The sequence below is a fragment of the Phyllobacterium sp. genome, assembly GCF_037994405.1.
In the GTDB taxonomy this organism is placed as follows: domain Bacteria; phylum Pseudomonadota; class Alphaproteobacteria; order Rhizobiales; family Rhizobiaceae; genus Phyllobacterium.
The window spans coordinates 1-7,772 of the sequence record NZ_JBBNAN010000276.1 but is presented as its reverse complement, the minus strand read 5'-3'; the positions used below and the strand labels follow the sequence as shown (position 1 = coordinate 7,772).

The 7,772-nt window shown below is 65.5% G+C and carries 4 protein-coding genes and 2 pseudogenes; all 6 read right to left on the bottom strand.

Annotation, left to right across the window (positions count from 1 at the left end; genetic code table 11):
* A pseudogene (locus AAAC48_RS15160) lies at nucleotides 1–630 on the bottom strand (polyphosphate kinase 2); the annotation flags it as partial.
* Nucleotides 631–685: 55 nt separating this feature from the next.
* Nucleotides 686–2,402 (bottom strand): annotated as a pseudogene (locus tag AAAC48_RS15155) (SulP family inorganic anion transporter).
* Between the two features lie 392 nt (nucleotides 2,403–2,794).
* On the bottom strand, nucleotides 2,795–2,962 hold the full coding sequence (locus AAAC48_RS15150) for a hypothetical protein (protein ID WP_340654966.1): 168 nt from the start codon (nucleotides 2,960–2,962) through the stop codon (nucleotides 2,795–2,797).
* 28 nt (nucleotides 2,963–2,990) lie between these two features.
* On the bottom strand, nucleotides 2,991–4,760 hold the full coding sequence (locus tag AAAC48_RS15145; RefSeq protein WP_340654965.1) for an acyl-CoA dehydrogenase C-terminal domain-containing protein: 1,770 nt from the start codon (nucleotides 4,758–4,760) through the stop codon (nucleotides 2,991–2,993).
* Nucleotides 4,761–4,780: 20 nt separating this feature from the next.
* Complete coding sequence (locus AAAC48_RS15140) at nucleotides 4,781–7,078, bottom strand: FAD-dependent oxidoreductase (protein ID WP_340654964.1); 2,298 nt, start codon at nucleotides 7,076–7,078, stop codon at nucleotides 4,781–4,783.
* Between the two features lie 2 nt (nucleotides 7,079–7,080).
* Nucleotides 7,081–7,772, bottom strand: a 692-nt coding sequence (locus tag AAAC48_RS15135; protein WP_340654963.1) for a thiolase family protein, incomplete at its 5' end; no start/stop codon positions are given.

Sequence of the window (7,772 nt, the reverse complement as noted above, 5' to 3'; positions counted from 1 at the left end):
GCTTGCCGATGGCGCGTGTGGCGAGTCGGTCGCGCGGATCATCTCGTCGTAGGCCTTGGTGTAGTCCCACGAGCGACGATAGCGCTCGAGGACCATCGCACTCAACTTCCACTGACGCACCGGGTCGTCGATCCGCTGGCGGAAACGCCGCTCCTGCTCATTCTCGCTGACGTCGAGGAAGCATTTCAGGAGGATAACGCCGCTCTCGATGATCGGCCCCTCAAGATGCACGTGCAGGAAGCGCTTGACCTGGTCGTCAGAGGTGAAGCCCATCACCCGCTCCACGCCGGTGCGGTTGTATCAGGAGCGGTCGAAAATCACGACCTCGCCGGCCGCTGGCAGTTGCGCCATGTACCGGTGGAAGTACATCTGGCTCTTCTCGCGGTCGCTCGGTGCCGGCAGCGCCACGACTCGGAACACCCGCTGGCTGACTCGCTCGACGAACCGCTTGATGACCCCGCCCTTGCCGGCGGCGTCGCGGCCTTCGAAGATGATGACGATCCGCGCGCCCGACGCCTGCACACAGGATTGCAGGCATGCGATCTCGACCTGCAGGCGGGCGATCTCCCTTTCGTAGGCCTTGTTGCGTTCCTTTTCTGCCTCGGCGGAGTCGGCCGCCAGGTCGTCCAGGCGCTTGTCGTGCGTGTGCTTCTTGGCCAAGGTTTCCTTCTAACTCTTGAGTTGCTTATATCGGCTCGGTATTGTGCGAGAAGGACGAACGTACCCTGAAGGCGCGCAGGGCATCGTCGAGATCGTCGAAGACCATCGTGGTGCCGTTTCGGTCGATCACGCCGGCGCGTTCTAGCAGCCGAGAGCTTCGGTGTGGACCTCGGCGAAACCGAGGGTGAGGCCGCGCGCGGCGAACTCGTCGGCGATCCCCGCGAGCATCGCGGCGGCAGTGCTGTCGACCTGTGCGACCGCGCTTGCGTCCAGCACGAACCACTCGGTGCCGGGCGGGAGTTCGGACGCGATGGTGCGCAGCCGCGCCTTGACATAGTCGGTGTCGAAGAACAACAGGCTGCCCTGAATGATGCAGAGTGCGAGGCCGGGCTCGGGTCGGGGCCCCTGGCGAGCGATGCAGCTTGTAGAAGCCGTCGCGGCCCGGAATGCGGCCGAGCAGCGCGTCGCGGGGATGCGCCGCCTTGTAGAGGAGGTAGACGAGGGTTGCTCCGACCGCGATGACGATCCCCTGCAGCACGCCTAGGCCGAGCGGTCCCATCAGCGCGATGATCGCGAACAGGAACTCGACGCGGCTGATGCGCCTGATCGCGCCCAGCGCCTCGACGTCGATCAGGCTGAGCGCCGCCGCCACCAGAATGGCGCCGAGCGCCGGGATCGGAAGGATCCGCAGAACTGGCCCGAGAAAGAGAAGCATCGCGACGAGGGCTGCGGCGGCGACGATAGAGGCGACCTGGGTGCGGCCGCCCACGGTCATATTCACCGCGGTGCGCGAGTCGGACGCCGCGACCGGGAAGGCGCCGAAGAACCCGGCCGCGATGTTGGCCGCGCCGAAGCCGGTCAGCTCGCGGTTCGGGTCGACCTCGGAGCCGCCGCGAGCCGCGAAGCTGCGGGCCGTCACGATGCCCGAGCCGAAGCTGACGAGGAGGATCGAGGCGGCGCCGAGCAGGATGGAGTCGACGGGCACGCCGGAATAGGCCGGCAGGGCGAACTGCGGCAGGCCGCTCGGAACGTCGCCGACCACGGCGATCCCGCGTGCCTTGAAGTCGAAGAGCGCCGACAGCGCGACCGCGAGCACCACGACGATCACTGGCCCGGGGATCGGCAGCTTGCGGATCCGGACTGCCTGGAGGACGAGGAATATCGCCGCACCGAGCGCGAGCGAGGGCCAATGGATCAGATCGGCCTTGTCGACGATCTCGAGTAGCGGCCCGATCAGCCCCTCCGCTTCGATCTTCACGCCGGTGAGCCGGCCGATCTGGCCAATCATGATAGAGAGCGAGATGCCGGCGAGGAAGCCGGTCACGATCGGGCGAGACAGCAGCGTCGCGAGTACCCCCAGCCGCAGCGCGCGAGCGATGATGCAGAACACCCCGACGACGAGCGCCAGCAGCGCGGCCACCGCGACGGCGGTCGGCCGTCACCCCTGGCGTCGCGTACATCGTCGAGAGCACCGCCACCAGCACCGTCGTCGTCGCCGCGTCCGGTCCGACGATCAGCTGCCGCGATGGGCCGAAGACCGCATAGGCGACAAGCGGCGCTATGCTGGCGTAGAAGCCCGTCTCTGGCGGCAGGCCCGCGATCGCTGGATAGGCGATGGCGCTCGGCAACCCCACCGCGGCGATCGCCAGCCCTGCAGAGAAGTCGCTCAGGAGCCAGTCGGGCCGGTAGCTTTGCAAGCTCGCGAGGAGCGGGAAGCGCAACTTCTGGATCCGAAGAATCATCGCGTGCCGAGTCCAGATGCGTCGACGACGTGGAGCGCGAACCGGCGGACGGCACCGATGTCGAGGTTCTGCCGCGCAGATCGGAGGCCCCCTCTGCGTGGGGCGCAAAGCCCCAAAATATAGCCGGAAACAGGGGAGTTGAGTTCATGTGACACTCTATGGGCTAACTAAATAATTTTAGTCGCCCAAGCGTACTTCGGCTTTGATCTGCGTCAAAGCGATGAGACCTACGGCGCCAAGGCAAGGAAAACAGTCACTTCCGTCACTGCGCATCAATGATCGGCGGTGCATTCGACGGAGGCGCATCCTGCGCGGCGGCTGCGAAGGCGCGTCGAGAGGTTCTGATGGGTTCGTCTTCTCTATTCGGCGTGGTGAGGTCAAGCACTTTCTGGCTATCCACACCTCTGGTGATTGATGTCTTTCGCAGTATCGCGATGGCGATAGCTGTGTGTAGCGATGATCGGGTCTTCGACGGTCTTCGAGACGATTTCCGTGCCGCCGCATAGGTCGCCGCGTGGCGCAGGATCGATGACACTAGAAGCGGTGCATTCATCAAGCATGGTGTTATCCTCCCCGGGAGCAGTGCAATCAGAACAGGTCGGCGTCGAGCGCCATGATATCGGAAGCGCCGGCACGGATCGCCGCATCGAGTGCCGCAGTCTGGGGCAGCAGGCGAGCCGCGAAGAAGCGGGCAAGGACGAGCTTGCGCTGCTTCAGCGGGGTGGTCGCATCGGCGGATGCCGCAGCCTTTGAAGCCATGCGCACCCACAGCCAACCGAACGAAACGAGCGCGAAAAAGCGCAGGTAGTCGGTGGCGCTCGCTCCGGCCTCCACCGGATCGCCCCCCTTGGCCAGCACGTCCTCCGTCAGTTGTTCCAAGCGGACCAGGGTCTCGCCGACGGCGGCCCGCACCGCGTCTAGTTCTGCCAGCCCTGCGGTGGCCGCCAATTCCTCCCGAACCAGCGCGAAGAAGCGGCGCGCCACGTCGCCGTTTTCCATTGGCAACTTGCGGCCGACGAGATCCATGGCCTGCACGCCATTGGTGCCTTCGTAGATCTGGGTGATGCGGGCATCGCGCACATATTGCTCCATGCCCCATTCACGGATATAGCCGTGACCGCCGAACACCTGTTGCGACATCACGGCGATCTCGAAGCCGAAATCGGTGAAGGCTGCCTTCACCACGGGCGTCAGCAGGGCGACGAAGCCATCCGCCTTGCGGCGCTCTTCTTCGTCCGGATGGCGTCCTGCGATGTCCATCTGCAGCGCGGTCCAGACGGCAAGCGCGCGTCCGGCTTCCGTCAGCGAGCGGCCGGTGAGCAGCATCTTGCGCACGTCGGCATGTTCGATGATCGGCACAGGGCCGCGGGTGCCATCGGCCGAGGGGCCCTGCAGGCGCTCGCGGGCATAGGCGGCGGCCTTCTGGTTGGCGGCCTCGCCGATGCCGAGACCCTGGATGCCGACGAACAGACGTTCGGCGTTCATCATCGTGAACATGGCGTTCAGGCCACGGCCGGGTTCGCCGACCAGCCAGCCGATCGCACCGTCATAGTTCATCACGCAGGTCGGCTGTGCGTGGATGCCCATCTTGTGCTCCAGCGAGCCGACCGACACGCGGTTGCGTTCACCGAGCGAGCCGTCCTCGTTAACGAGGAACTTCGGCGACAGGAACAGGCTGATGCCTTTCACGCCCTTCGGCGCATCGGGAAGGCGTGCCAGCACCAGATGAACGATGTTGCCGCCGAAATCCTGGTCGCCGGAGGAGATGAAGATTTTGGTGCCCTTAAGCGCGTAAGACCCGTCGCCGACCGGTTCTGCGAGGGAGGTGAGCAGTCCGAGGTCGGTGCCGGCCGACGATTCGGTGAGCGCCATGGCGCCTGTCCATTCACCCGAAATCATCTTCGGCAGGTACTTCTGCTTCAGCTCGTCGCTCCCGTGGTGGGCAATCGCCTCGACCGCGCCGCGGGTGAGGCCCGGGAACAGGCCGAAGGAGAGGTTGGCCGAGGAAAGCATTTCGTCGAGCAGGATCTGAAGCACGCGCGGCAGGCCCTGGCCGCCGAATTCCGGATCTCCGGAAAGCCCGCCCCAGCCGGCATCGACAAAGGCGCTGTAGGCGTCGGCGATGCCCTTCGGTGTGCTCACTAGGCCATCGTCCAGTCGGCAACCTTCCTCGTCGCCGGGACGATTGAGCGGTTCGAGCACCTCGGCGCAGAACTTGCCGCCTTCTTGGAGAACGCTGGTTGCGAGCTCGGTATTGACCTCTTCGCAGCCCGGAAGGGCCGCCATCTGCGCGTCGAAGTCGAAGACCTCGCCGAGCAGGAAAGTCATGTCGTCAACGGGGGGGATATAGCCAGCCATGGGATTTTCTTGCCTTTGGTTCAGTTGCGCAGCGGCTTGCCGGTCGCCAGTATGTGCTTGACGCGATCGACGGTTGCCGGCGTTGCCAGGAGTTCGATGAAGGCCTCTCGCTCCAGCGCGATGACCTGGTCTTCGGTAAGCGGCTTCACGGGATCGGCGAAAGGCCCGCCGGTCAGCACGTTGGCGAGCGCGCGTCCCACCACGCCGTCATGGGCGGTGGCGCGGCCTGCGATTGCATCGCCGTCGATGATATTGGCGATTGCGGAGGCCCCGGACGGGCCCGCCATCGAGACCATCGGCGGTTCAGGCGCGGCATAACCCTCCACAAGAGCCAGCGCCTTTGCCTTGGCATCGGCGATCAGTCGGCTGCGGTTCATGGTGATGTCGTCGGAGGCCTTCAGGAAGCCGAGGTTGCGGGCCTCGAACGCGCTGGCTGAAACCTTCGCCGGAGCGATCAGGCGGAAGGCCGCGATCGCCGAAGCGACAGGCCCGCGCAGCGCGGCAGCCGAAGAAGGGAGCCGTAACATCATCTCCTTGCAACCGCCCCAACCGGGAATGGCGCCGATGCGGGTCTCAACGAGGCCAATCGAAAGCTCGGCATGAGCCTGGATGGCGTCGCAGTGGAGCAGCAGTTCGCAGCCGCCGCCGAGAGCTAGACCCGATGCAGCCCCGACGACGGGGAAGGGAGCGTATTTGATCGCCTTGAAGGTGCTGTGTCCATGGTCGATGAAAGCGCCCAGCGCCTCGCTGCCACCCTTTTCGATCGTGTCGAGGAACACGCGCATGTCTGCGCCGGCGCCAAAGTTGGGTGAATCGCTGCCGATCACCAAGGCTTTGAAATCGCTGCGGCAGCGTTCCACTGCCTTGTCGATCGCATCCACCAGGGCAGGGTTGAAGGTGTTCATCTTGGTGCGGATTTCGAGGCAGGCGACGCCGTCGCCGAGATCCCAGAGGGTCGCGACCTCCCAGGCCTCAACCGGCTTCCTGGCAAGCCGGAGGTCGGAGAGCACCAGCACGCCCTCGCTCTGCGTCACGGGCTCGATGGCACCGTTCGGCAGCAGGTTCGAGCGGCGGCCGTTGACGACCGAATAGAAGCCGCCCTTTTCGGCGGCGAGCGCCAGATAGGGCGGAACCGCCAAGCCTCGAGCCTCGAGCCTTGCCTTCAGCCAGTCGGCGCCGAGGCGGTCGATCAGCTCGAACGGACCCTGTTTCCAGCCGTAACCGGTGCGCATGGCTTCGTCCACGGCGTCCGGCGTGTCGGCGATGTCCGTCACCAGCGAGGCGGCATAGGCGAGCGACTTCTCCATGACGATGGCGGCATAGCGGCCGCCTGGACCGGGGTGCTCCATCAGCGCGCGCGGGTCGCCGCCGGAAGCGTCGAGGTTCCCGGAGGCCACCGGCTTTTGCTGACGGTATTCGCCGGTCGTAAGGTCGGTCATGTCGCGCGACTTGCGGTCCGGCGAAAGGCGCACGAAGCCGGCGCCGCTTTTGCGGCCAAGACGGTTTTCGGCGATCATGCGGGCAAGCAGCGGCGGCTCCGCGTCATAGTCCCTAACCGCATCGCCGGCCGGCGTGGCGTTCTGCAGGCTGCGCAGGATTGTTGGCATCAGGTCGATGCCGACAAGGTCCAAGAGGCCGAAAATACCGGTCGAAGGAATGCCGAACGGTTTGCCGATGATGGCATCCGCCTCCTCGACGTCGAGGCCGAGACTGATCGCCTCGTTCAGCGCGACCACCATCCAGTAATTGCCGATGCGGTTGCCGATGAAGCCGGGGGTGTCCTTGCAGACGACCACGCTCTTGCCGAGCGCGCGGTCGGCGAAGTCCCTGATGGTCGCTGTAACCTCGGGCTTCGTTGCCTTTCCCGACACCAGTTCCAGGAGCCGCATGAGCCGCGGCGGGTTGAAGAAATGGGTGATGAGGAAGTCGGCGGCGAAACTCTCCGGCAGGCCCTCGGCTAATGCATGGAGGGGGATGGTCGAGGTATTGGAAGAGACGATCGAGCCGATCTTCCGCACGCCGTCCACGGCGCAGTAGAGGGTTTGTTTGATCTCCAGCTTTTCAGCGACTGCCTCGATGATCCAGTCGGCATCGGAAAGGAGCGCCAGATCGTCCCTTGTCGAGCCGGTGCGGATCCGTTGCGCGAAGGCCGGATCCATGAAGCCGCCGGCCTTGAGCTGGCGGGCAACGCCGCCGTCTGCGAACTTCTTCTCCATGTCGAGCAGGACGACGTCGAGCCCTGCATTGGCGAGGTGGGCGGCAATGCCTGAGCCCATGACGCCGGCGCCGATGACGGCTGCCTTTTTGATCGTGCTCATGATCACGCGGCCTCCAGAACCATGGCGATGCCCTGACCGCCTCCGATGCACTGGGTAGCGAGCGCATGGCGTCCGCAGTCGCGCTTGAGAAGCTGCGAGGCCTTGCCGACGAGGCGCGCGCCGGTCGCGCCCAACGGATGGCCGAGAGCGATGGCGCCGCCGTCACGGTTGAGGCGGGTCGGGTCGATGTCGAGGTCGTGGCAGCAGGCGAGCACCTGCACGGCAAAGGCTTCGTTCATTTCAATGACGTCGAGGTCGCCTGCGGAAATGCCGGCACGCTTCAGCGCCTTGCGGCTCGCCTCCACCGGGCCGATACCCATGACCTCCGGCGCGCAGCCGGCGATCGCATAGCCGGCGACGCGGGCAAGCGGGATGAGGTTGTGGCGCTTCACGAAGTTTTCCGAGCAGACGAGCGTGGCAGATGCACCGTCGGTCAGGGGCGAGGAGTTGGCGGCGGTTACGGACCCGCCTGCCTTGAAGGCGGTCTTGAGGCCTGCGAGCTTTTCCGCATCCGTCTCGCGCGGGCAGCCGTCGGCGGTTACGTCGCCGACGGGCGCAATCTCGGCGGCCAGCCGGCCGTCGGCCCGAGCGGCGAGCGCCTTCTTCTGGCTTTCGAGCGAATAGGCGTCCTGCTCCTCGCGCGAGATGCCGTAGCGGTCAGCGAGGTTTTCGGCGGTGAGCCCCATGTTGAGGA